The following is a 24,220-nucleotide window of genomic DNA, read 5'->3' as shown; positions in this document are numbered from 1 at the left end:
CACAAAGGGAGAGATAAGTGGCGACGTATATATTCGGTTATGGCAGCTTAATAAACTCAGCATCAAGGCAATTGACCGGCGCAACTGGCCTTGCGCACCCAGCGGTTATTCACGGGTTTAAACGCATATGGGGAAAGCTGGATACAAGCTATACCCTATCGCCTTTAGTGGTACAAAAAGGGCAAGGGCTAGTCAATGGGGTGTTAATTGAAATTGCTCAAAATGAGCTAAAAGAGTTTGATACTAGAGAGCGCAATTACCAGCGCATTCAAATATCTCTCTCTGAGATAGATACCACTCATTCCCTTACCTCAAGCGATAATATCTGGTTGTATATTAATGATGACGCCAAGCAGCCCTGTGAACAAGTGCCTATCATGCAAAGCTATGTCGATACCGTACTCGCCGGCTGCCTCGATATTTCAGAGTCTTTTGCCAAACAATTTATCGAGCATACCTTAGGTTGGCAATGCCCACGTCAAAACGATCGCCATACGCCAACATACGCCCATTTGGCCGGCGTGCAGCAACATCACTACTGTTTGATAGATAAATTATTAAAGGGAGCCTAAGCTCCCTTTACTATTAACACTTATTTAGTGATTAGAACTTGTAGTCTAGACCTGCAAATATCGTTTTCATATCAAAATCAACATTATCGAGTTTAGCAGTTGTCGTTCTGTAGCCAAGATTAACGCTGAATTCCTTGGTAAAGCTGTAACCTATCTCAGCGCCTATTATGGCAGAGTCACCGGACGCTGTAGAGCCAAAAGAACCAGAATTCATGGTGTCGTTATTAACGTTAACAAAACCAATCCCGACGATACCACCCAAATACACAGCAGAGCCTGCAATGTAATACTTAGGTTTTAAGTTCAAATTCAATGCGGTGAACTCTAGGTTTTGGACTGGCATAGATATCAGTCCGTCAAGTGCGACATCGAATTAGCCGTAATACGCATACTCTAATTCGACACCTAGCGAAAAAGGTTCAGCTAATTTAAAGTCATACCCCACCGCAGCGGCAAAGCTAGATGATGATACATCTGAAGCAGAATTAAATGAACCCTGATTTCCTGTCCAATTATTTGCGGATAACTCGGTATCAATCACATCAAGACCAATATACCAACCGTGATTTACATATTCAGAGCCAACTGCTTGAAACAAAGCCGCTGCAACAAGTGCGGCTAAGACTGCTTTTTTCATTTTTAATTCCTATTATTCTACTTGTTACACAAAAAACTGGCGAATAATAGAGTGAAAACAAGAATAAAAAAACAGCTGATAATATGCACATTGACTCTCATTACAATGATTTTTATTAGTTCTGTAAATAACAAAAAATGCAACAGTAAAAAAATAATATATATGTGAATATATTAAAGATTCTCTTTTTTAATACATTACTCTTAAGATAGGATTATGTTTAGTATGGTTAGGGAAACGCTTGGTGGGGTGCAAAACTACTTTAGTAAATTCCATGAGGCATTATCACTCACAAACGTGCCCTTTAATCTTCATTAATGATGACAAAATCATTAAATTGTCATCATTCTGCTGTAATGTTTCTGCGTTAGGTTAACGATTAATGAATTGGCAAGTTAAGCATGTTTTCTATTTTTAAAACTTTTTTCTGGTTAGGTTGGATAAGTTTCGGCGGACCAGCAGCCCATATCGGCTACTTTCGCCATACCTTTGTTGATAAGCTTGGATGGTTAGATGACCAAGAGTACGCCCAGCTTGTTGCCCTAAGCCAATTTCTGCCTGGGCCGGGATCAAGCCAAGTCGGGTTTGCCATTGGCTATCAACGTCAAGGTCTATTGGGTGCCATATTGGCCTTCATAGGGTTTACTCTGCCTTCAGTATTGATCATGCTTTGCCTTGCATTGCTTAGTCATAAATTCAATCAGAGTCCTTTATTTGAAGGAGTAGTGCACGGTTTAAAACTCTTGGCTGTTGTCGTGGTTGCCGATGCCACATGGGGAATGTACAAAAGCTTTTGTAAGCAAAAGCTAACCTCTGGTTTATGTTTGCTTACCGCCGCTGCGCTTCTTCTTATACCCAGTATTTCAACTCAAATTATCTTATTGCTCTTCGCTGCCCTGATCGGTTGTAAATACTTAGCTTCAAATCAAAGCAACACACATCAGCGCTTTACGCCCAGCATTTGGCCACTGATAACCTTTGGCTTGCTTATTTTTGCTCTGCCTCTGATGACATCAGGCCTACCGCTTATCAAGCTGTTTAGTGATTTCTTTCAAGCCGGAAGCTTAGTTTTTGGTGGCGGGCATGTGGTACTGCCACTATTGCAAAATATCGTCGGAGAACAAATCTCTCAGGATGCTTTTCTCACTGGCTATGCCGCCGCTCAAGCGGTTCCAGGACCCATGTTTACTTTTGCCACCTACATTGGCTATCAACTTATCCCTCAAGCACCTATTGCGGGCGCGTTAGTGGCAACATTGGGTGTTTTTCTACCGGGATTTTTGCTCCTTCTTGGCGTTCTAAAACATTGGCAACACCTTGCTCACGTGCCAAAAGTGTCAGGCGCTTTAAATGGTGTGAATGCTGCGGTTGTCGGCTTGCTGTTATCAGCTCTCTATCAACCGGTATTTACCAGTGCAGTACTTAACCCAAGCGATCTTGTTTTTGTGCTTGTTGGCTTTTACCTACTCAAACAACTGCAGCTTCCTATCATAAGCATTGTGATAAGCTTTATCCTACTTGGCGTCGCTAGTAACTGGATAGTTTAATCGTATTGCTAAGTTTTTAGATGAAATACCCGCGGATGACTGCTCGCGAACTAAAACCAATGCCCGTTCTAAGTTTTCATTCGCTACCTTGTAGTAAGAGGATTTACTATTAATCGCTTGCTGTAAATACGGAATCGCTTTGTCGGGCTTACCTTGTAAGATAAGAAAGTATCCAACATTGTTAATCGCCTCGGGTTTAACTGAGTAAGGCAGCCATTAGAGTTAGTATTTTTGCACCTAGAAAGCATATAACCCACTATCTAGATTAGTAAGAGTTAAGAAAAGAGCTTTTTATACCAACTTGCTGGTTCTTCTTTTCCTAAAATTAATGAAGTGATTTTCCTTTTAACTGACTTGGTGATTAAACTGTTGTGTTTTACTCGAATGCAAGGGCGTCCTAAATTAGCACTCTCTCGGGCTACTTTAAAATCATTAGGTATAGTATGGACTCGCACATTTCCGATAATATTCACCACATCTTTCAAGCTAGTCGATCGGCGTTTTTCGTACCGATTAACAATCACTTCAATCTGTTCCCTCGCGACACCAAACTCGAGCACCAACGCCTTCATTAGTTGGGAGGCATTTTTTAGTGCAACCAAACTTTGCTGACTGACTAAAAATATCTTGGTTGCAGGAGAAATAACCGAAGAGAAAATCCGTTCTAAACCTCGAGACATATCGACAATTACATAAGGATAATGCTCCAAGAGTATAGGGATAAGCCTATTCAAATGCTCCGCCTTCTCATAGCTGTCTTTGCTGTTTTCTCGTTTAAAACCAATGGTATGCAGTCCCGATTCATGTTTAGTCACCAAGCTCGTTAAAGACATCTTGTCCAAATCATCGACTTCGGCTAACAGATCGGCCAATCCATATTGATGAGATTCATCAATATTTAGATAATCTTCAATGGCGCCAAACTGCATGTCTAGATCCAAAAGTAGTACTTTATTAGGGTATTGCCTTGCCAACATAACTCCTGTATGCAGGGCAATCATAGATGCTCCAGATCCTCCTTTAGTATTCATAAAAACTAGTAATTCACCGAGGTGATAATTGGCAACTTTTGCTTCCGCAATATTTTTTAATAAAGGCGCTAATTCATCAAGTAATGCCTTATCAGAAATAAAATCGCTAGCACCGACGCGCAGCGCTATCTTAAGCGCACCACTATCATTTTCGTTACCAAACACAATAAGGGAAGCGTCACGACCTAAATCATGAAATTCTGGTCCTTCAAACTGCTGAAGTTCGGTAATTTTTTTTGCCCAATTAGGCCCTGCCTCAACAAATATTAAATCAGGCTGTGGGAGATGTGTTAGGTTACTTATAGTCACTCCATTGAGTGGAATCATTTCGAAGCTTAAGTTTTCGCACTTGGAAAGTTCTTGGTTAATATGCACTTGAAAAGAATCTAACGAATAAAAGACCCAGATCGTTAAGTTGGTCTTCAGTCGAATATAACACTCCCCATTTGATGATATCTTGACTTCATTTCCCATCACTTTCTCCTAGACAACACAGACAAATTATCTGGGTGTGTTGACGTTGTTCTAAGATAGATAATTTCAATATCAGTAAACGCCTACATACATATAGAGATTAAAAAATAGAACAAGCACGCGAATTTACATTCAAAATTAGCCTTACACACTAACGTATTTAATTGTAGAAAAAACATCAACACCTGTCAGAGTGCTGATGATATTATCTGAGGTCTCAATGTATTCATGGTTAAATTTGCCACTGCCAGATACTTGCACTAAACAGCCAAATGGATGATTCCAAGTCGCTTCATATTGTGAAAATCGTGAAGAAAAATTTCTTTTGTTGCCTTCCAATGCGGATATAACGACGTCTCTTATTTCTCTAGAATATTCAAAAAGAAGACAGGCTTTAGCCCCGCAATTTATAGACAAATGCACTAGTTTTCACATTCTGGTCACAAGTTCTCATCCCGACTTGCCGCTTTTATTATTCTCCATGTTAAAATTAACACGCTGTTAACAATAACAATGACAAAACTTTGCTAATAACATGGAGTTAGAAAATGATTCAGCCTAACGAGTTACGCAAAAGCACTTGTACTCTTCCACCACCGAATGAAATGATACTTCATTGGGCAGAGGAACGCTCAAATGAAGTGTACTTAAAGCAAATTATAAACCGTCAGTTTGTCGAATATACCTATTCAGAAGTTGCCGATAAAGCCCTAAAACTCGTTTCTGCTCTGCAATCACTTGGCTTACAGCCTCGTGATAAAATCGCACTTGTATCTAAAAACTGTGCGGAATGGTTTATCTGCGATCTTGCTATGATGATCGGTGATTTCATCAGTGTGCCTATATTCCCAACTGCAGGCACTGAGACCATAGAGTACTGTATTACTCATAGTGAAAGTAAAGCGATTATCGGTGGTAAGCTTGATGATCCAACCGCGACGCAACACGTATTAGATAGTATTCCAAGCTTAATAAGCCTTTCTCTACCCTATGATAGTGCGCCTAATTGTCAGCATACTTTTAACGATTTAATAGAGAAGTCACAACCTACTAACTATCGAGCTCAGCACCAAGACGATAAACTCATGTCCCTTGTCTATACATCTGGTACCTCAGGATTACCAAAGGGCGCCATGCTCACATACGGAGCCTTCAACTGGTCAGTACAACAATTAATTAATCACATAGGCATAGAGCGAAATGACAGGCTGTTTTCTTATCTGCCTCTCGCTCATATCACTGAAAGAGTGTACATCTTTGGCTGCTCTATTGCTGGAGGAGTCCCCACTGCGTTTCCAGAATCGCTCGATACATTTATCGAAGATGTAAAGATGCACAGGCCAACACTATTTATTTCTGTGCCTCGCCTTTGGACTCTATTTCAGCAAAGAATTCAAGACAAGCTGCCGCAGAAAAAGCTCAATATTCTACTCAAAATACCCTTTATTAACTCCATTATCAAAAAGAAACTGGCTGATGGCCTAGGGCTTGATCAAGCCCGTGTATTAGGATGTGGCTCGGCACCCGTATCACCAGCTTTGCTCGAGTGGTATCACAGTATAGGTCTTAACATCACCGAAGCTTGGGGCATGACAGAATCTTTTGCATACAGTACTCTAAACTATCCGTTTCGCGCAGACAAAATAGGCAGTGTTGGTAACGCAGGTCCTGGTATTGAACTCAAAATTGCAGAAGATGACGAGATATTGGTCCGCGGTGAAGGCTTGTTCTCAGGTTACTACAAAAATGATATTGCTACCCAAGAGTCATTCAATTCAGACGGCTGGCTGCATACTGGGGATATAGGCTCAATTGACAGTGAAGGTTATCTGACCATTCAAGGCCGTAAAAAAGATACCTTTAAAACCTCTAAAGGAAAATTTGTCGCGCCTGTTCCAATAGAGAAAAAACTATTTGAGTACAGCCGAGTTGAAATGATGTGCTTAATCGGGCTCGGTTTGCCCTATCCGATACTTTTAGTCGTTCCTCATGATTTCCCTAATTTCGACAGAGAACGCTATGAAAGGACAACCAAAAAAGTCATTGCGAAAATGAACGAGTCTCTAGAATCGCACGAACAAATTAAAGGCGTGTTAATGATTAAAGAGCCTTGGAGTATTGAAAATGGTATTTTAACGCCAACTCTTAAAATAAAGCGCCATATCCTTGAGCAAATGTACCATGAAGTGGGACAAAATTGGCCAAAAGACAAACTCGTTGTTTGGGAAGAATAGGTTCTAAAACACTCTAACTTCAAGAATCAAACAAATTAGCCACAGTCAAGGAGAGCACAAGCTCTCCTTTTGCTTTTTAATAGAAAAGATTATTATAACAGAAAATACCAATAAAGAGAGTCTATGGACGCACGCTTACATCACCTTTCAGGCCTTAGATACTTTGAAGTTGCAGCCAGATTAAGTAGTTATAGTAAAGCTGCGGAAGAGCTATTTGTCAGTCAAGCAGCTGTGAGCCAAAAGATTCGCCAGCTTGAAGATGGACTAGGCTGTAAACTCTTTATGCGAGACGGTCGAGAAATGCGTCTCACTGAACAGGGAAAAATCTTATATAGGCATGTCTCTAAAGGGTTCGATCATATCGTCACTGGATTAAATCAGATTCAAAGTGAACCGATTGAAGGACTGCTTTGTGTCAGTTCGACTCCCTCATTTGCATCATGTTGGCTTTTACCCAAACTTTGGCAGTTTTCCTCTCTGCACCCCAACATACCAATTAGGATTGAAACAAGCTGTGACGAGCCAAAACTTAAACAAGGCGACGTTGATCTGGCAATATGGCAAGGTGAAGAGCTTGCAAATACAACTGGGCTCCATAAAGAATTTTTATTCGAGGATCCTATCTATCCCTTTTGTTCCCCCCATTTAGCAAACAACATCGATTTATCGCGACCAGAGCAACTGCTTAACACTTGGCTAATACATTACCAATCTGGCGGATACCCATGGCAAACTTGGTTTGCAGAAGCGGGCGTAAAAATGGATAAAGAGTCGGTACAATGGACAGAAGTGCGTACCTTTGATCACGCAATGAATGCGGTGATTGCTGGCCACGGTGCTTGTCTTGCCTCAGATTCATTGGCCAATGATCTAGTCAGTAGGGGGCTGCTAATCAAGCCTTTTGAAATCGCTATGCATCCTGGCATCCAATTTAATGTTTTTTACGATCAGGAGTCACCGCGACTAAAACGTATTCTCGCTTTCACTCAGTGGCTACAGGGTATAATCGAAGAATAACGATTAACTTTGTGCAGTTAAAATAAAAAACCCGTAACAAAAGTTACGGGTTTTTATCACATAAGACGATAAGAATTACTTCTTAGCTTCACGCTCTTTAACTTCTGCAATAACTTGCTCAGCAACGTTAGCTGGACAAGGTGCGTAGTGTGCAAATTCCATAGAGAACTGACCACGACCAGAAGTGATAGTACGTAGGTGACCAATGTAACCAAACATTTCTGATAGAGGTACATCAGCTTTAATACGAACGCCTGTAGTACCAGCTTGCTGGTCTTTGATCATACCACGACGACGGTTAAGATCACCGATTACATCACCAACGTTGTCTTCTGGAGTGAAAACATCAACATTCATGATTGGCTCTAGAAGCTGAGCGCCCGCTTTTGGCATAGACTGACGGAATGCACCTTTCGCTGCGATTTCGTAAGCAATAGCTGAAGAGTCAACTGCGTGGAAACCACCGTCGAATAGTTCAACTTCAACATCTAGTGTTGGGAAACCAGCAAGAACACCTGTTTCCATCATGCTGCCGAAGCCTTTCTCTACTGCAGGCCAGAACTCTTTAGGTACGTTACCACCAACAACTGATGATGAGAACGTAAAGCCAGAGTTTGCTTCACCTGGTTTGATACGGTAGTCAATTTTCGCGAACTGACCAGAACCACCAGACTGCTTCTTGTGCGTGTAGCTGTCTTCAACTGGCTGAGTGATAGTTTCACGGTAAGCTACCTGAGGAGCACCTACTTCTAGCTCAACGCCGTAAGTACGCTTAAGGATATCTACCTTAATGTCTAGGTGAAGTTCACCCATACCTTTAAGGATAGTTTCACCTGAATCTTCATCAGTCTCTACCTGGAATGATGGATCTTCTGCAACCATCTTACCAATAGCGATACCCATTTTCTCAGTGGAACCTTTATCTTTAGGTGCAACTGCGATTGAGATTACTGGTTCTGGGAAGATCATCGCTTCAAGCGTACATTCGTGCTTAGGATCACATAGAGTGTGACCAGTTTGAACATTCTTCATGCCCACAACTGCGATAATGTCACCTGCTTGCGCTTCAGTCAGCTCGTTACGCTCATCAGCTTGCATCTCACACATACGACCGATACGTTCAGTCTTGCCAGTTGCAGAGTTAAGGATAGTGTCACCCTTCTTCATACGACCAGAGTAGATACGGATAAAGGTTAGAGCACCGAAACGGTCATCCATGATTTTGAATGCTAGTGCTTTTAGTGGCTCATCAGCAGATACTGTAGCAACTTCACCAGTAGGCTCACCTGTTTCAGGATCAGTTAGAGGCTGAGGTTCAACTTCTGTTGGTGCTGGCAGGTAGTCTACAACTGCGTCAAGAACAAGCTGAACACCTTTGTTTTTGAATGCAGAACCACAGAAAGTTGGGAAGAATGCTAGATCGCGAGTACCTTTACGGATACAAGCTTTTAGCTGTTCGATAGAAGGCTCTTCACCTTCCATGTACGCTTCCATTAGGTCGTCGTCTTGCTCTACAGCAGTTTCAACTAGCTCTTCACGGTATTGCTCTACATCGTCAACCATATCAGCTGGGATATCTTGAACTTCGTAGTTTTCTGGAAGACCTGAGTCATCCCACACGTATGCTTTACGTGTTAGAACATCTACAACACCAACGAAATCGTCTTCACGACCGATAGGCAGAGTCATTACTAGAGGGTTAGCACCCAGCACGTTTTTGACTTGGTCAACAACGCGGAAGAAGTCTGCACCCATACGGTCTAGTTTGTTCACGAAGATCAAACGAGATACTTCTGAATCGTTCGCGTAACGCCAGTTAGTCTCTGACTGAGGCTCAACACCACCAGAACCACAGAATACACCGATACCACCGTCTAGAACTTTAAGTGAACGATATACTTCTACTGTAAAGTCAACGTGTCCCGGAGTATCGATAACGTTCAGGCGGTGGCCGTTCCACTCACAAGTAACGGCAGCAGACTGGATTGTGATACCACGCTCAGCTTCCTGCTCCATGAAGTCAGTTGTAGACTCACCGTCGTGTACTTCACCAGTTTTGTGGATTTTACCAGTAAGCTTAAGGATACGCTCAGTGGTGGTAGTTTTACCCGCATCAACGTGCGCGAAAATACCAATGTTTCTGTACTTTGATAAATCTGCCATTGTCTTACTCTGTTAATAAGGTATAAATTGCGCGCAGAGTATATCACAATCTGTCAAGACTGATAGCTTTGCGTGCATGTGTGAATAAAAAAACTTATGTCGTGAAGACGATCACCTGATAGTACTGCTTTCTTAAGGAAGAAAAATATAAGAGACGACTACTTTTCAGCAAGTTAAGGTAATATTTAACTCAAGTAAACATGCTGATTAAAAAATAAAACCAATATGGAGGTAAAGATTCTAACTTTATGATTTTCATAAGATCAATAACAAGACTCATCAACTAAATTGATAAACCATTTGTTAACCACGATAAGATATCTACCTAGGCAAAAAAGAGGTGATAAAAGGCGCTACCAATGTCAGCAGCACCCATATTAGATATAGAAGTAAACTAACCGCGAGGGCAAATTTCAGCAGCGGGGAAGAAAAACTCTATTTCTCTGGCTGCCGATTCTGGGCTATCTGAGCCATGTACCGAATTAAGACGCATGTCTATCGCGTAGTCGGCACGAAGAGTACCACAAGCCGCTTCTTCAGGGTTAGTCTTACCCATCAGCTCACGATATCTAGCAATAACGTTTTCTCCCTCAAGAACCTGAACCATAATTGGCCCTGATGTCATAAATTCTTTCAGTGGTGGAAAAAATGGCTTGCCTTCATGCTCAGCATAAAAACCACTAGCCTGCTCCTCAGTCAACTGCACCATTTTTGCTGCTACAATTTTAAATCCTGCTTTTTCAAAACGATTGTAGATTTCGCCAATCAAGTTACGTTCTACTGCATCAGGCTTGATGATAGAAAATGTTCTTTCTAGAGCCATAGGTATACCTTTATAATATTTGCGATTGAGCGTTAAGACGCCACTAAAATTACTGATTTGCTTGCTGGATGAGTAAACCAGCTAAAGTACGTACGCCAACTCCAGTTGCCCCTGCAGCCCACATATCCGTTGCAGATTTACGGTACGTCGCTGCACAATCAAAGTGCAGCCATCCTTTATGATAATCTTCTACAAAGTAAGATAAGAATGCTGCTGCGGTACTCGCACCTGGTGCGTAATCCCCACTACTGATATTAGACAAGTCCGCAAAGCTTGACGGTAACATATCTCGGTGACAACTGGCCAGAGGAAGCGACCACAAGCCCTCTTTTTCTTCTCGAGCAACAGATAAAGCTTGCTGAGAAAGAGACTCATCGAAACTCATTAATGCATGATAGTCGTTACCTAGTGCATTCTTGGCCGCTCCAGTTAAGGTTGCACAGTCAATAATCAATTCAGGCTTATGCTCACTGGCATAAATCAAACCATCAGCTAACACTAAACGTCCTTCTGCGTCAGTATTCATAATTTCAACTGTCTTGCCATTTTTATAGGTAATAATATCACCGAGCTTTAGCGCTCTACCTGAAATCATATTTTCAGCACAGCAGAGAATAAGTTTTACCCGTTTGTTAAGACCACGCATAATCGCCAGAGCAAATCCCCCAGTAATAGTACCCGAGCCACCCATGTCTGCTTTCATCGCCGTCATAAAGTTTGATGGCTTAATGCTATAGCCACCAGAGTCAAAGGTTATCCCTTTACCAACTAAGCATGCCCACACAGGTGCGTTCTCATCGCCAGTAGGGTTATAATCCAGCTGTAACATAGCCGATGTTCTCTCCGAACCACGCCCGACAGCATAGATACCTTCCCAACCTTCATCTAACAAATCTTTGTCTTTTACGATACGGACTTTCACCGAACCTTCTGGTGCAACAGACTTAATAAATTCAGCCGCCATAGTCGCCAACTGTCTTGGGGCAACTTCCTCAGCCGGTTTATTGATGATATCGCGGGTAAATTCAGTCGCTTTAATCCGTGCTTCTAACTCGGCTTGAGCAGCGTCAACAAGTTCAGGCAAAATTAAAGCATTGTTTTTCTTCGGATTACGATATCCCTGATGAAATACCCAAACTGTTTCTAGATCCCAACCTGCTCCTTGAAGTGAAACCGATGCTATACCCTGAGAGTCTAGTTTTCGAGCAGCCCGCTGAACGACTTCTTGTTCATTACCTTGTCCTAAATGAATCGTTGCACCTTGCTCTGAAAAAGAAAGGATTGCTTTTTCTCCCCAATGGGCAGGCGCTGATTCGGTACTCAAAAATACTGACATTTGTTCGGACATGGTTTCTCCTTGTCTTTATTACTGGCGAACTCTACGCCTGTTTGCTCAACCTAGGGATGTTAGCATCTTAAAAGCTAAAAATGTTAGTTCGATAAAAAAACGGCCGATATCGCCCGTTTTTTTAATCAGAAATGTTAACTTCAAAAGTTTTTACGCTTCTCTCTAGTCAATCTCATCCATCCAGCATAATATCACTGCTTCTAGGATTTTTTCATTCGAGCGATTAGGTTCATCATCAAACTCATCTAACTCGGTGATCCATTTATGTAAGTCAGTAAATCGAACTGTTTTAGGATCAAGCTCTGGAAACTTATCACAAAGCTCTATCGCGATGTCCCGTGAATCTGTCCATTTCATTGCTCACTTTCCTTCTCATTTTTGGTTAGTTTATAACACTCGTTTTTTAATGATCTTCAGAAGCGTGGTTGAGTGTATACTTAGGTATTTCTACAACAAGATCTTCATCAGCAACTTTAGCTTGGCAACCTAAACGTGACTCAGGCTCTAGACCCCATGCTTTATCTAGCATGTCATCTTCGAGTTCATCGCTCTCCTCAAGAGAATCAAAACCTTCACGGATCACGACGTGGCATGTGGTACAGGCACAAGATTTTTCACACGCATGCTCAATGCCAATGCCATTTTTAAGTGCGACATCTAAAACTGTGTCACCTGTGCTCGCTTCCAAAACCGCACCTTCAGGACATAAATCTTCGTGCGGTAATACAATAATCTTAGGCATAACTGTTTCTCTTAAATATCATCTACTGATTGACCTGATAACGCAGATCGAATCGACTTATCCATACGGCGTGAAGCAAAATCTTGACTCGCCTTGTCAGCATCTTTAATGCCTTGTTCAATGGCATCAGCACTATCACCGTTACGAAGCTCAATTAAGGACTCAATAACCTTGACTAAGGTTGCTTTTTCGTTCTCCGACAGAAGATCATCACCATCTACTTGGATGGCGACCAACAATCCTTCAATCACTCGATCAGCTTCTACTCGCTGCTCAGCCAATGCACGCGCTAACATATCCTCTTTAGCATAAGTCATAGAGTCAAGCAGCATATTCGCCACTTCATCGTCACTCAAGCCATAAGAAGGTTTGACCTGAATTTCAGATTGAACCTTAGTACTCTTCTCCATGGCATTCACAGAGAGTAAACCGTCGGCATCAACTTGGTAAGTGACTCGTATATGCGCAGCTCCTGCTGCCATTGGAGGGATTCCTTTGAGAGAGAATCGAGCTAACGAGCGGCAATCATCGACCATTTCTCGCTCTCCCTGCACAACATGCACACTCATCGCAGTCTGACCATCTTTAAATGTGGTGAACTCTTGCGCTCGCGCGACGGGAATAGTCGTGTTACGTGGGATTATTTTCTCAACCAAGCCACCCATAGTTTCAATACCAAGAGAAAGAGGTATTACATCCAATAACAACATCTCAGTATCCGGTTTATTACCCACTAGGATATCGGCCTGAATACCTGCACCTATTGCTACGACTTCATCAGGATTAATACTGGTTAATGGCGTGCGTTGAAAAAACTCACCCACCATTTCACGGACTAGTATGGTTCTCGTAGAACCTCCAACCATGACGACTTCTAATACCTCTTCGACATCAACTTGCGCATCTTTTAACGCTCGGCGACAAGACATGAGAGTTTTTTTCACCAGAGGTTGCACCAATGAATCAAACTCTTTTCTAGATACCTTCCCTGTCCAACCTAGAACCTCAACATCAACAGAGTCTTTCTCGGATAATTCAATCTTAGCTTCAGTGGCAAGATTCAATACTGTTCTGTGCTGCTCTGGAGACAATGGCGCTTTAACACCAGCTTGATCTAATAAATATTCCGCCAAGAGATGATCAAAATCATCCCCACCTAGTGCCGAGTCACCGCCTGTAGCAAGAACCTCAAACACACCTTTTGATAAACGGAGAATAGACACATCAAATGTACCACCGCCAAGGTCATAAACGGCGATGATTCCTTCTTGTCCGGAATCGAGACCATAGGCAATCGCAGCTGCAGTGGGTTCATTTAATAGGCGTAAAACATTAAGGCCAGCTAACTTAGCCGCATCTTTTGTACCAGCGCGCTGGGCATCATCAAAATAAGCTGGCACGGTAATGACAACCCCTGACAAGTCACCACCAAGTGTCTGCTCAGCTCGCTCAGATAACGATTTCAGAATATCAGCGGATACTTGAATTGGATTTTTGTCACCCGATGCCGTCTCGAACACAGGTAAACCATTGTCACTTTCTTTAAACTGATAAGGTAAATTAGGATATCTAGCCTGAATATCTTGCAGTGACCGCCCAAGTAAACGCTTAACCGAAATCATGGTGTTTTCAGGAGCCGATTCTGCCTTTTGTCTCGCCTCATAACCCACGATAGGTTCTGCTTGGGAGTAGTTAACGATGGAGGGAAGAATACTCCTCCCTAATTCATCTTTTAACGTTGAAGCGTCACCACTGCGTACAGCGGCAACAAGCGAATTAGTCGTACCTAAATCAATACCTGCTGCTAGCTTATGCTCATGAGGTGCTGAACTTTGTCCAGGTTCGGCTATTTGGAGTAATGCCATGCTTGGTCCTTATCATTCACTAGCCGAGGAGTTTCTCTTCCACTAGCTCTATTTCATTTTTCAGTTTGGTGATAAACTTGATCTTACGCACAGTATCGGCCGCTTGAGTCCACTGGCCTGCGTTCAGTTCTAATTCGACAGCTTGAAGATATTGCTTATGGGTTTTGCTCACCTCAGCATCAAAGTCAAACAGCGCAGCCTCTGGTTCAGGTTGAGATGGGATATCTTCAAGCTTTTCTCGCAGCTCCATCTGTTCCATGAGAAACATTGAATCGCTCATGGTCTGCTGTTCATCACGAATATCAATCCCATTTTCGGCAAGAATATATTCTGCTCGAGAGAGCGGACTTTTAAGCACGTGATAAGCATCATTTATTTCTGATGCTTTTTGTACCGCCATCAAGCGATCACGCTCAGATGCAGTAGCAAAATTATCCGGGTGGAAGCGTTTTTGTAGCTCACGAAACTGCGAAGAAAGAAGGCTACCATCCAGTTGAAACTGACTTGGTAGCCCGAATAGTTCAAAATAATTCATTAAGAGGTCGGTCCTTAAATAACTCAGGGCCAAGTGGCACTCATCAGTTATACATTAAAGCTTTCACCACAGCCACATTCACCTTTGGCATTCGGGTTGTTAAACTCAAAACCTTCATTAAGCCCTTCCTTAACGTAGTCAAGCTCTGTGCCGTCAAGGTAAACTAAACTCTTTTTGTCGATAATGACTTTAACGCCTTGATGCTCAAATACTTCATCTTCTTCATTAAGCTGATCAACAAACTCGAGTACGTAAGCCATTCCAGAACAGCCAGTCGTCTTAACACCCAAACGCAAACCGACGCCTTTACCTCGGTTTTCTAAGAATGTTCTAACTCGACTTGCTGCTGTTTCTGTCATTGTGATGGCCATACTGCACCTTAATTAATTTGTTAACTCGTGAAATGGGGGCAAATACCCCCATTATATACAGACTGCTTATTATTGGTGTTTTTTCTTGTAATCAGCAACGGCTGCTTTAATTGCATCTTCCGCAAGAATTGAGCAGTGTACTTTTACCGGCGGAAGTTCAAGCTCTTCTGCAATTTCTGCATTTTTAATTTCTGCAGCTTCATCTATGCTCTTACCTTTGACCCACTCAGTAACGAGTGAGCTTGACGCGATGGCACTGCCACAACCGTATGTTTTGAACTTGGCATCTTCAATAATGCCTTCTGGCGTCACTTTAATTTGTAGCTTCATCACATCACCACAGGCTGGAGCTCCAACCATACCGCTGCCCACATTTGGGTCTTCTTTATCAAAAGAACCAACATTTCTTGGGTTCTCGTAGTGATCAATTACTTTTTCGCTATATGCCATAATCTTTTCCTCAAATCCTCTATAACAACTTTTGAAGCGTAACTTAGCAAGTTAGTGGTGCGCCCACTCGACTGTGCTTAAATCCACTCCTTCCTTGTACATATCCCATAGAGGAGACATGTCGCGTAGCTTCGTCACTGCTAAACGGATTTGCTCAATCGCATAATCAACTTCCTCTTCGGTTGTGAAACGACCGAAAGAGAATCGAACTGAGCTATGTGCTAGTTCATCATCTAAGCCTAAAGCTCGTAGTACATATGACGGTTCTAAACTGGCTGAAGTACACGCGCTGCCTGAAGAAACCGCAAGATCTTTCAGTGACATCAGCAAAGATTCACCTTCAACAAAAGCAAAACTTATATTCAAGTTATGAGGCACACGCTGTTCAAAAGAACCATTCACAGTCACAGCTTCAAGGTCTTTTACGCCTTCAAACAAGCGGTTACGAAGAGCCAATGCATGCTCATAGTCTTTCTGCATGTCTTCTTTAGCAATACGGAAAGCCTCACCCATGCCAACAATCTGATGAGTTGGCAAAGTACCAGAACGGAAACCACGTTCATGACCGCCACCATGCATCTGAGCTTCTAAGCGAATACGTGGTTTGCGGCGAACATACAAAGCACCGATACCTTTAGGACCATAGGCCTTGTGTGCCGATAACGAAATAAGGTCAACTTTCATTTCTTGCACATCGACTGGCAATCTACCTGCTGATTGGGCGGCATCAACATGGAAAACGATTTTACGGCTACGACACAAATCGCCTATTGCCGCAATATCTTGAACTACTCCAATCTCATTATTCACATGCATTATAGAGACTAGAACAGTATCCTCGCGCATTGCTGCTTCAAGTTTCTTTAGGTCAATAATACCATCGGCTTCTGGCTCTAAATAAGTCACTTCAAAACCTTCTCGTTCTAATTGACGACATGGATCAAGAACAGCTTTGTGCTCTGTTTTGCAAGTGATAATATGCTTGCCCTTCTTCGAATAGAAGTGAGCAGCACCTTTGATCGCTAAGTTATCAGATTCAGTCGCACCAGAAGTGAAAACAATCTCTCGCGGATCTGCATTTAATAAATCTGCAATCTGTTCACGAGCAGTGTCTACGGCTTCTTCCGCCTGCCAGCCATATCTGTGTGAACGAGATGCTGGGTTACCAAACGTACCGTCCATAGTCATGTACTGAACCATTTTTTCAGCTACCCGAGGATCAACTGGGCATGTTGCTGAATAATCAAGATAAATAGGCAGTTTCATTCTCTACTCCAATGTAACAGGCAAACCGCTTTATGAGCGGAAATTTATACCGATGGGTGCGGTGTTAGAATTCTTTTTAGAAAACCCATGATTAGTCGCAAGATCAAGGTCTTGTCGATCGGATACTTCTAGAACATCATTATCTGTCATCAGCTCACCAAGAGTGATGTTGTTTAAAAAATCACTGATTCTTGAGCTCAAATCGTGCCAAAGTGTATGAGTTAGGCAACGAGTTCCACCTTGGCAATCACCTCGACCATGGCACTTTGTCGCATCGACAGATTCATCTACTGCGGCAATAACCGTCCCTATTGCGATGGTGTTGGCATCAGTACCCAAACGATAGCCGCCTCCTGGTCCACGAACACTCGCGACCAGCCCAGCTTTTCGTAGTTTGGAAAAGAGTTGTTCCAGATAAGAAAGTGAAATACCCTGGCGCTCTGAAATATCGGCCAGTGGTACGGGATTTTGCTGTGAGTGCAGAGCCACATCTAACATGGCTGTAACTGCGTATCTTCCTTTAGATGTAAGTCTCATATAACACCATATCCACATCGTTTATGTGTTATAAATTCTTTCATACCCGACTAAAATAGTCAAGTATTTAACCAAGTATTTTACTCAAGTATTAGTTGTAAAAATACTTAGGAAAGAATTAAGGCAGTTTTTTTTCCACTGCAGTTAAAATACCACGTAAAATATTTAGCTCTTGAGCTTCAGGGCGAGCTCGAGTGAATAAACGACGCAGCTTATTCATCACTTTTCCAGGCTGCTTATCGCTAATAAAATCAATGCTCTTTACTACACTCTCCAAATGCGAAAAGAACAGCTCTAGTTCTTTATGCCTAGGAAATTCACATGTTTCAGCAGGTTGATAGGTTGCTTTTTCATGATCTAAATACGCCATGCGAACTTCGTAACTCAACGTCTGGACTGCCATAGCAAGATTAAGTGAGCTGTATTCAGGGTTGGCGGGAATACAAACATGAAAATGACAAGTTTGCAGCTCCTCGTTTGTTAAACCCGTCCTCTCTCGACCAAAAACCAACGCAGTTGGAGAAAATGAAGCTTGTTCAATAAACTTTCTACCACATTCACGTGGCTCTAACATCGGCCACTCCAAAGTACGTGAACGTGCGCTAGAACCGACAACCAAACTACAGTCCGAAATAGCTTCGGTGAGACAGCTAACAATTGATGCGCTCTCGAGTATATCGGTCGCACCTGATGACATTGACATTGCTTGCTGATCAATTTCACACTGAGGTTCAACAAGAACTAGGTTAGACAAACCCATAACTTTCATAGCTCGAGCTGCAGAACCAATATTTCCTGAATGTGAGGTCCCAACAAGTACCACTTTGACATTATCTAGCATTGGGTTTTCCCAGACCGTATGTTTGAACCGCGCGATATTAACATATTCAGAGTTAAAAACATCACACCCTTTTGACTGATAGAACAAAAAAACACCCGCTTCCATTTAGCGAGTTATCTGGTATACTCCCGTCCGTTTTTCTGTTCTTTAAAATCCGTTGGGAAATTTGTATGCATCCTATGCTTAACATCGCTATTCGCGCAGCGCGAAAAGCAGGCAATCATATTGCTAAATCTTTAGAAAATGTCGATAAAATTGAGTCTACACAAAAAGGCACCAATGATTTTGTCACTAATATTGACAAAGAAGCAGAATCTATCGTTATTGATACCATCAGAGCCTCTTATCCAGATCACACAATTATCAGTGAGGAAGCTGGCCTACTAACAGGTAAAGACGACGAAGTTCAATGGATCATAGACCCTCTGGATGGAACAACAAACTTCATTAAAGGTTTCCCACATTTTTCTGTTTCAATCGCAGTACGTCTAAAAGGCAAAACCGAAGTTGCTTGTGTTTACGACCCTATGCTGAATGAACTATTTACTGCTCAACGTGGTTCCGGAGCTCAGTTAAATAGTGCCCGTATCCGTGTAAAACAAGTTAAAGATATGCAAGGTGCTGTTTTAGCGACGGGTTTCCCATTCAAGCAAAAGCAACATTCTGAATCCTACTTTAAAATCATGTCTGCCCTTTTTGTTGACTGCTCTGATTTCAGGCGCACAGGTTCTGCGGCTCTAGATTTATGCTACCTAGCAGCTGGGCGTGTTGACGGCTTCTTTGAGTTAGGTCTTAAACCTTGGGATATTGCGGCAGGTGAACTTATTGCACGCGAAGCAGGAGCAATAGTAACAGACTTTGCTGGCGGTACAGATTATATGAAGTCAGGTAACGTCGTCTCTTCGAGTGCTCGCGGTGTGAAAGGACTGCTAAAACATATCCGCGAAAACGGCAACGATGCCCTCTTAAAATGATTCAGCAATGATACTTCTAGCCCACTCGATTGAGTGGGCTTTTTTATGTATGAAGCTTTCATAAAATAGGCATAAAGACGAATATCAATAAATCTTCATTTAATGATATGCTGAAAAATATAATACCAATCTGAGTAAAAACATGATCGAATTGAGTCTGTTACTTCTTTATGAAAAAAGACGCTATGGACAGTCTCAATAACATTGATTTCAAAAAACTTGCTAGCCAACAAAAATCTATTCAAATGAAGATGCGATTACTCGCATTGGCCCATTTCAAAGATGGTCACTCTCGAACCCAAATTGCTAAGTTCCTTAAGGTAAGCAGAACCAGTGTGAATAAATGGGTACAAACGTTCCTTGAAGAAGGGCTTGAAGGGTTGCAAGAGAAACCAAGAACGGGTCGCCCAGCATTTCTTAACGCGATGCAGCGAGAAGAATTACGTCAGTATATAAAGGCTCGAGCGATGGATTCGTCTGGCGGTCGATTAACTGGTAACGATATTCATGCTTATATCGTTAATAAATTTGGCAAACACTACCACCCAGATTCGATCTACTACTTGCTCAACCATATGGGCTTTTCTTGGATAACTTCACGCTCCAAGCACCCTCGTCAATCCCAGCCAATCCAAGACGATTTTAAAAAAATTCAAAATTGAAACGATCCTTAAGATCCCCGGTCACATGGGGCTTGATAACGTCGATGTCTGGTTTCAGGATGAAGCAAGGTTTGGCCAACAAAACACAACAACTCGCCTATGGGCTGAAAGAGGAACCCGCCCAAGAGCGGTAAAACAGCAGCAGTTTGAGTATGCGTATTTATTTGGCTCAGTATGTCCCGCTAAAGGTATTGGTGAGGCGATGGTCGTTCCTTGGGTTAACAAGGACATTATGGTTGAACATCTTAAGCAGATCTCCGCGGTGACTGAAACAGGTCGTCACGCGGTGGTTATCATAGATGGAGCCGGATGGCATACCAATGATATTGCAAAAGAGCTCAATAATGTCAGCATCATAAAACTTCCACCCTATTCCCCTGAGTTGAACCCTATAGAGCAGGTATGGAGTTGGTTGAGGCAGCACTATCTAGCCAACCAATCGTTTACCGATTACGACGATATCGTTGCCAAAATCTGTGCTGCATGGAATCACTTTTTGGATAGCTCGAAAAGAGTCACTAAGATGTGCTCGAGAAGATGGATAGAGCTGACCAGTTAATTTTCCAGATTGGTATCACACAGATCTCTGTCAACCCTGTTACCACTCAAGACACAAAAAACCCGCTCAATGAGCGGGTTTCGTTCTGCATAATTATGCGATTTGTAATGGCAGGGGTGGAGAGACTCGAACTCCCAACACGCGGATTTGGAATCCGCTGCTCTGCCAATTGGAGCTACACCCCTGTGGATATCTGAAAAAACCTCGCATTAGCGAGGTTTCTAAATAAGTGGCGGAGCGGACGGGACTCGAACCCGCGACCCCCGGCGTGACAGGCCGGTATTCTAACCAACTGAACTACCGCTCCGCACTGGTTAGACCTAAGTCTAAATATAAAGCCTGGCGATGTCCTACTCTCGCATGGGGAAGCCCCACACTACCATCGGCGCTATTGCGTTTCACTACTGAGTTCGGCATGGAGTCAGGTGGGTCCACAATGCTATGGTCGCCAAGCAAATTCTTTCTCTCTATCTCTAGAGAATAACTTGGAAAGCTGTTTTCGTTCTTAACACATTCAATGTTCTAGTTGAGTCCATCAAAACCCTTTGGGTGTTGTATGGTTAAGCCTCACGGGCAATTAGTACAGGTTAGCTCAACGCCTCACAACGCTTACACACCCTGCCTATCAACGTTCTAGTCTCGAACAACCCTTTAGGACCCTCAAGGGGTCAGGGAAGACTCATCTTAGGGCTCGCTTCCCGCTTAGATGCTTTCAGCGGTTATCGATTCCGAACTTAGCTACCGGGCAATGCGTCTGGCGACACAACCCGAACACCAGAGGTTCGTCCACTCCGGTCCTCTCGTACTAGGAGCAGCCCCCTTCAATCTTCCAACGCCCACGGCAGATAGGGACCGAACTGTCTCACGACGTTCTAAACCCAGCTCGCGTACCACTTTAAATGGCGAACAGCCATACCCTTGGGACCGACTTCAGCCCCAGGATGTGATGAGCCGACATCGAGGTGCCAAACACCGCCGTCGATATGAACTCTTGGGCGGTATCAGCCTGTTATCCCCGGAGTACCTTTTATCCGTTGAGCGATGGCCCTTCCATACAGAACCACCGGATCACTATGACCTGCTTTCGCACCTGCTCGAATTGTCATTCTCGCAGTCAAGCGGGCTTATGCCATTGCACTAACCTCACGATGTCCAACCGTGATTAGCCCACCTTCGTGCTCCTCCGTTACTCTTTGGGAGGAGACCGCCCCAGTCAAACTACCCACCAGGCACTGTCCTCAACCCAGATAATGGGTCTAAGTTAGAACATCAAACATACAAGGGTGGTATTTCAAGGATGGCTCCATGCACACTGGCGTGCACACTTCAAAGCCTCCCACCTATCCTACACATGTAGGCTCAATGTTCAGTGCCAAGCTGTAGTAAAGGTTCACGGGGTCTTTCCGTCTAGCCGCGGGTACACTGCATCTTCACAGCGATTTCAATTTCACTGAGTCTCGGGTGGAGACAGCGTGGCCATCATTACGCCATTCGTGCAGGTCGGAACTTACCCGACAAGGAATTTCGCTACCTTAGGACCGTTATAGTTACGGCCGCCGTTTACCGGGGCTTCGATCAAGAGCGTCGACTTACGTCTAACCCCATCAATTAACCTTCCGGCACCGGGCAGGCGTCACACCGTATACGTCATCTTACGATTTTGCACAGTGCTGTGTTTTTAATAAACAGTTGCAGCCACCTGGTATCTGCGACTCTCATTAGCTCCATCCGCGAGGGACTTCACCGACAAGAGCGTACCTTCTCCCGAAGTTACGGTACCATTTTGCCTAGTTCCTTCACCCGAGTTCTCTCAAGCGCCTTGGTATTCTCTACCCGACCACCTGTGTCGGTTTGGGGTACGATTCCTTACAATCTGAAGCTTAGAGGCTTTTCCTGGAAGCATGGCATCAATGACTTCACTACCGTAGTAGCTCGACATCGTGTCTCAGCCTTGTAGAGAGCCGGATTTACCTAACTCTCAAGCCTACGCACTTGAACCTGGACGACCGTCGCCAGGCCCACCTAGCCTTCTCCGTCCCCCCATCGCAATTGTAAGAAGTACGGGAATATTAACCCGTTTCCCATCGACTACGCCTTTCGGCCTCGCCTTAGGGGTCGACTTACCCTGCCCCGATTAACGTTGGACAGGAACCCTTGGTCTTCCGGCGAGGGGGTTTTTCACCCCCTTTATCGTTACTCATGTCAGCATTCGCACTTCTGATACCTCCAGCATGCTTTACAACACACCTTCAACGGCTTACAGAACGCTCCCCTACCCAATACGATAAATCGTATTGCCGCAGCTTCGGTTTACAGCTTAGCCCCGTTACATCTTCCGCGCAGGCCGACTCGACTAGTGAGCTATTACGCTTTCTTTAAATGATGGCTGCTTCTAAGCCAACATCCTAGCTGTCTAAGCCTTCCCACATCGTTTCCCACTTAGCTGTAATTTGGGACCTTAGCTGGCGGTCTGGGTTGTTTCCCTCTCCACGACGGACGTTAGCACCCGCCGTGTGTCTCCCGGATAGTACTTACTGGTATTCGGAGTTTGCAAAGGGTTGGTAAGTCGGGATGACCCCCTAGCCTTAACAGTGCTCTACCCCCAGTAGTATTCGTCCGAGGCTCTACCTAAATAGATTTCGGGGAGAACCAGCTATCTCCAGGTTTGATTGGCCTTTCACCCCTAGCCACAAGTCATCCGCTAATTTTTCAACATTAGTCGGTTCGGTCCTCCAGTTGATGTTACTCAACCTTCAACCTGCCCATGGCTAGATCACCTGGTTTCGGGTCTATATCCAGCAACTCGACGCCCAGTTAAGACTCGATTTCTCTACGGCTCCCCTAGATGGTTAACCTTGCTACTGAATATAAGTCGCTGACCCATTATACAAAAGGTACGCAGTCACAGGACAAGCCTGCTCCTACTGCTTGTACGTACACGGTTTCAGGTTCTATTTCACTCCCCTCACAGGGGTTCTTTTCGCCTTTCCCTCACGGTACTGGTTCACTATCGGTCAGTCAGTAGTATTTAGCCTTGGAGGATGGTCCCCCCATATTCAGACAGGATATCACGTGTCCCGCCCTACTCGATTTCACTGAACACGCGTCGTCAACTACGGGACTATCACCCTGTATTGTCGGACTTTCCAGACCGTTCGTCTAACGCGTGTAAAGCTTAAGGGCTAATCCAATTTCGCTCGCCGCTACTTTCGGAATCTCGGTTGATTTCTTTTCCTCGGGGTACTTAGATGTTTCAGTTCCCCCGGTTCGCTCTGTTAACCTATGAATTCAGTTAACAGTAACTGCTTATGCAGTTGGGTTTCCCCATTCGGAAATCCCAGACTCAAATGGTTTTTACTACCTAATCTGGGCTTATCGCAAGTTAATACGTCCTTCATCGCCTCTGACTGCCAAGGCATCCACCGTGTACGCTTAGTCACTTAACCATACAACCCCAAAGGGTCTTAGATTAAACAACCAAAGTTGTCTGCAATTATTTAAACATGATGCAGACTCGATTTTGCCGGACTCAAATATAAACAACACACTAAGGTGTTGTTTCCAAGAACACT

21 protein-coding genes, 2 tRNA genes, 2 rRNA genes and 2 pseudogenes are annotated in these 24,220 nt (G+C 43.5%); 7 read left to right on the top strand and 20 right to left on the bottom strand.

The features are described from left to right. Nucleotides 1-17: 17 nt before the first annotated feature. Nucleotides 18-572 (top strand): gamma-glutamylcyclotransferase family protein, encoded by a 555-nt coding sequence (locus FIV01_RS02935; protein WP_152429649.1) that lies wholly within the window; start codon nt 18-20, stop codon nt 570-572. A 31-nt stretch (nt 573-603) separates the two neighbouring features. Here FIV01_RS02935 and FIV01_RS02930 read toward each other — a convergent pair whose 3' ends face one another. Both FIV01_RS02930 and FIV01_RS02925 read right to left on the bottom strand, forming a co-directional pair. Beyond that, entirely contained in the window at nt 604-915 is a 312-nt protein-coding gene (locus FIV01_RS02930; protein WP_152429648.1) for an outer membrane protein, read from the bottom strand. A 30-nt stretch (nt 916-945) separates the two neighbouring features. After that, nucleotides 946-1,209, bottom strand: coding sequence for a hypothetical protein (locus FIV01_RS02925; protein WP_152429647.1), 264 nt, complete (start codon nt 1,207-1,209; stop codon nt 946-948). Nucleotides 1,210-1,610: 401 nt separating this feature from the next. Here FIV01_RS02925 and chrA point away from each other — a divergent pair, with 401 nt between their 5' ends. Next, a complete protein-coding gene (gene chrA / locus FIV01_RS02920) occupies nt 1,611-2,756 on the top strand; it encodes a chromate efflux transporter (protein WP_152429646.1) in 1,146 nt (381 codons plus the stop codon). Here chrA and FIV01_RS20695 read toward each other — a convergent pair. Together FIV01_RS20695 and FIV01_RS02915 are read right to left on the bottom strand one after the other, a co-directional pair. Beyond that, a pseudogene (locus tag FIV01_RS20695) lies at nt 2,724-2,951 on the bottom strand (hypothetical protein); the annotation flags it as partial. The gene chrA and the pseudogene FIV01_RS20695 sit on opposite strands and share 33 nt — an antisense overlap. An 80-nt stretch (nt 2,952-3,031) precedes the next feature. After that, nucleotides 3,032-4,261, bottom strand: coding sequence for a CpaE/TadZ family protein (locus tag FIV01_RS02915; RefSeq protein WP_152429645.1), 1,230 nt, complete (start codon nt 4,259-4,261; stop codon nt 3,032-3,034). Between the two features lie 315 nt (nt 4,262-4,576). Here FIV01_RS02915 and FIV01_RS02910 point away from each other — a divergent pair. From FIV01_RS02910 to FIV01_RS02900, 3 genes and pseudogenes are all read left to right on the top strand, one after another. After that, a pseudogene (locus FIV01_RS02910) lies at nt 4,577-4,687 on the top strand (helix-turn-helix domain-containing protein); the annotation flags it as partial. 122 nt (nt 4,688-4,809) lie between these two features. Next, nucleotides 4,810-6,495 carry an AMP-binding protein gene (locus FIV01_RS02905; RefSeq protein WP_152429644.1) on the top strand — a complete coding sequence of 562 codons (1,686 nt, stop codon included), beginning with the start codon at nt 4,810-4,812 and terminating at the stop codon, nt 6,493-6,495. A 123-nt stretch (nt 6,496-6,618) separates the two neighbouring features. Continuing rightward, complete coding sequence (locus FIV01_RS02900) at nt 6,619-7,512, top strand: LysR substrate-binding domain-containing protein (RefSeq protein WP_152429643.1); 894 nt, start codon at nt 6,619-6,621, stop codon at nt 7,510-7,512. A 75-nt stretch (nt 7,513-7,587) separates the two neighbouring features. Here the strand turns inward: FIV01_RS02900 and fusA are convergent, their stop codons facing one another. From fusA to trmJ, 12 genes are all read right to left on the bottom strand, one after another. Beyond that, nucleotides 7,588-9,675, bottom strand: a complete 2,088-nt coding sequence (gene fusA, locus FIV01_RS02895) for an elongation factor G (RefSeq protein WP_152429642.1) — start codon at nt 9,673-9,675, stop codon at nt 7,588-7,590. A gap of 394 nt (nt 9,676-10,069) precedes the next feature. Next, on the bottom strand, nt 10,070-10,498 hold the full coding sequence (gene ndk, locus FIV01_RS02890) for a nucleoside-diphosphate kinase (RefSeq protein WP_152429641.1): 429 nt from the start codon (nt 10,496-10,498) through the stop codon (nt 10,070-10,072). A 49-nt stretch (nt 10,499-10,547) separates the two neighbouring features. Next, nucleotides 10,548-11,846 carry an aminopeptidase PepB gene (gene pepB, locus FIV01_RS02885; protein ID WP_152429640.1) on the bottom strand — a complete coding sequence of 433 codons (1,299 nt, stop codon included), beginning with the start codon at nt 11,844-11,846 and terminating at the stop codon, nt 10,548-10,550. Between the two features lie 162 nt (nt 11,847-12,008). Continuing rightward, nucleotides 12,009-12,203, bottom strand: coding sequence for a Fe-S cluster assembly protein IscX (iscX, locus tag FIV01_RS02880; RefSeq protein ID WP_152429639.1), 195 nt, complete (start codon nt 12,201-12,203; stop codon nt 12,009-12,011). Nucleotides 12,204-12,249: 46 nt separating this feature from the next. Then, entirely contained in the window at nt 12,250-12,588 is a 339-nt protein-coding gene (fdx, locus tag FIV01_RS02875; RefSeq protein ID WP_114788031.1) for an ISC system 2Fe-2S type ferredoxin, read from the bottom strand. An 11-nt stretch (nt 12,589-12,599) separates the two neighbouring features. Further along, nucleotides 12,600-14,453: a Fe-S protein assembly chaperone HscA gene (gene hscA / locus FIV01_RS02870; RefSeq protein ID WP_152429638.1), complete on the bottom strand. Its 1,854-nt coding sequence runs from the start codon at nt 14,451-14,453 to the stop codon at nt 12,600-12,602. Between the two features lie 19 nt (nt 14,454-14,472). Further along, on the bottom strand, nt 14,473-14,988 hold the full coding sequence (gene hscB, locus FIV01_RS02865) for a co-chaperone HscB (RefSeq protein ID WP_152429637.1): 516 nt from the start codon (nt 14,986-14,988) through the stop codon (nt 14,473-14,475). 47 nt (nt 14,989-15,035) lie between these two features. Continuing rightward, on the bottom strand, nt 15,036-15,359 hold the full coding sequence (gene iscA / locus FIV01_RS02860) for an iron-sulfur cluster assembly protein IscA (protein ID WP_114788028.1): 324 nt from the start codon (nt 15,357-15,359) through the stop codon (nt 15,036-15,038). Nucleotides 15,360-15,428: 69 nt separating this feature from the next. Next, entirely contained in the window at nt 15,429-15,809 is a 381-nt protein-coding gene (gene iscU / locus FIV01_RS02855) for a Fe-S cluster assembly scaffold IscU (protein ID WP_114788027.1), read from the bottom strand. A gap of 51 nt (nt 15,810-15,860) precedes the next feature. Beyond that, nucleotides 15,861-17,075 (bottom strand): IscS subfamily cysteine desulfurase, encoded by a 1,215-nt coding sequence (locus FIV01_RS02850; RefSeq protein WP_152429636.1) that lies wholly within the window; start codon nt 17,073-17,075, stop codon nt 15,861-15,863. A 30-nt stretch (nt 17,076-17,105) separates the two neighbouring features. Then, on the bottom strand, nt 17,106-17,612 hold the full coding sequence (gene iscR / locus FIV01_RS02845) for a Fe-S cluster assembly transcriptional regulator IscR (RefSeq protein WP_114788025.1): 507 nt from the start codon (nt 17,610-17,612) through the stop codon (nt 17,106-17,108). Between the two features lie 118 nt (nt 17,613-17,730). Then, nucleotides 17,731-18,453, bottom strand: a complete 723-nt coding sequence (gene trmJ, locus FIV01_RS02840; protein ID WP_152429635.1) for a tRNA (cytosine(32)/uridine(32)-2'-O)-methyltransferase TrmJ — start codon at nt 18,451-18,453, stop codon at nt 17,731-17,733. 170 nt (nt 18,454-18,623) lie between these two features. Here trmJ and suhB point away from each other — a divergent pair, with 170 nt between their 5' ends. Further along, the gene (suhB, locus tag FIV01_RS02835) at nt 18,624-19,427 is read left to right on the top strand and encodes an inositol-1-monophosphatase (RefSeq protein WP_152429634.1); all 804 of its coding nucleotides are present in this window, start codon (nt 18,624-18,626) and stop codon (nt 19,425-19,427) included. Between the two features lie 185 nt (nt 19,428-19,612). Continuing rightward, nucleotides 19,613-20,648, top strand: a protein-coding gene (locus FIV01_RS02830) for an IS630 family transposase (RefSeq protein WP_152429633.1) whose coding sequence is annotated in 2 segments (ribosomal slippage) — nt 19,613-20,071 and nt 20,073-20,648 — 1,035 coding nt in all. Because the reading frame shifts where the segments join, the coding sequence is not laid out codon by codon here. Nucleotides 20,649-20,756: 108 nt separating this feature from the next. Here FIV01_RS02830 and FIV01_RS02825 read toward each other — a convergent pair. From FIV01_RS02825 to FIV01_RS02810, 4 genes are all read right to left on the bottom strand, one after another. Then, a tRNA-Trp gene (locus tag FIV01_RS02825) sits at nt 20,757-20,833 on the bottom strand. Nucleotides 20,834-20,878: 45 nt separating this feature from the next. Further along, nucleotides 20,879-20,955, bottom strand: a tRNA-Asp gene (locus FIV01_RS02820). A 30-nt stretch (nt 20,956-20,985) separates the two neighbouring features. Next, a 5S ribosomal RNA gene (gene rrf / locus FIV01_RS02815) occupies nt 20,986-21,101 on the bottom strand. 103 nt (nt 21,102-21,204) lie between these two features. Continuing rightward, nucleotides 21,205-24,094: ribosomal RNA gene (locus FIV01_RS02810) — 23S ribosomal RNA — on the bottom strand. Nucleotides 24,095-24,220 lie beyond the last annotated feature (126 nt).

Source organism: Vibrio aquimaris (assembly GCF_009363415.1).
Lineage (GTDB): Bacteria > Pseudomonadota > Gammaproteobacteria > Enterobacterales > Vibrionaceae > Vibrio > Vibrio aquimaris.
Note: the sequence above shows the minus strand (reverse complement) of the source record. Positions and strands in the feature narration are given on the sequence as shown.